The organism is Clostridium amazonense (genome assembly GCF_056431285.1).
Map to the genome: position 1 here is coordinate 456 of NZ_JBWKMH010000032.1, position 594 is coordinate 1,049.

Here is a 594-nt window from a genome sequence, read left to right on the forward strand (position 1 = left end):
GGACTAAATGTTCCTGTATGGGGGTATAGCTCAGTTGGGAGAGCACCTGCCTTGCACGCAGGGGGTCAAGAGTTCGAATCTCTTTATCTCCACCATATAAGGGTCTATAGCTCAGCTGGTTAGAGCGCACGCCTGATAAGCGTGAGGTCGATGGTTCGAGTCCATTTAGACCCACCAAGTACTTTAAATAGTACATTGTTCTTTGAAAATTGCACAGTGATAATAAAGTTGTTAAACCTTTAAATTTTAAAGAAATAACAATTTCGTCAAGACAAATATTAAACGAAAGTTTAAAAACCTTAAAATAGATTTATTTTATGCGAATTTGTAATAGACTGAATGGATAAAAGTTCTTAGAAACGAGTAGTATTAGGAAATCAATTATCGAGGAACGGAGCTTATTTATATAAGTGAGTACCGAAGAATAATTGAATTGACGACGTAATACGAAGTTTATAAGAAGTTTTAAGGTCAAGCTACAAAGGGCGCAGGGTGAATGCCTTGGCACTAGGAGCCGATGAAGGACGTGATAAGCTGCGATAAGCTTTGGGTAGGCGCACATAGCCTGTGATCCAAAGATTTCCGAATGGGGAA

At 39.1% G+C, this 594-nt stretch carries 2 tRNA genes; both read left to right on the forward strand.

Annotation, left to right across the window (positions count from 1 at the left end):
• The first annotated feature begins 19 nt into the window (after positions 1-19).
• A tRNA-Ala gene (locus AC07E4_RS14395) sits at positions 20-95 on the forward strand.
• 5 nt (positions 96-100) lie between these two features.
• Positions 101-177 (forward strand) — tRNA-Ile (locus AC07E4_RS14400).
• The last annotated feature ends 417 nt before the right edge of the window (positions 178-594 follow it).